Below are 280 nucleotides of genomic sequence, written 5' to 3' on the forward strand. Positions count from 1 at the left end.
TCGTCGTCATGAGAAGCACCCCATGCTGGCATTCCAGATGCCATAATACCGTGCTTGATTGCCCAAAAGCCTTGCTTTGCACCGTCTTCTGTTTGATAACGTTTGACAATATCAGCCTTGGTAAAGTTGGGCGGCTTTGGATATAAGCTCTCACTAAAGTCAGTTTGTGCCACTCCCGGAGACAAGTGACAGCCTGCACACATATCCTTATAGTCCGCGCCCCCAGAGCTGATATCGACCTTCTCTAAGTCTGGTACCACAATATCTTTACTGGCATTTG

General features: G+C 47.9%; 1 protein-coding gene. It reads right to left on the bottom strand.

What is annotated here, in order from left to right:
- Positions 1-280, bottom strand: a 280-nt coding sequence (locus tag CXF58_RS01400; protein WP_145989785.1) for a c-type cytochrome, incomplete at both ends; no start/stop codon positions are given.

The sequence above is a fragment of the Psychrobacter sp. Sarcosine-02u-2 genome (genome assembly GCF_002836335.1).
GTDB classification, from domain to species: Bacteria; Pseudomonadota; Gammaproteobacteria; order Pseudomonadales; family Moraxellaceae; genus Psychrobacter; species Psychrobacter faecalis.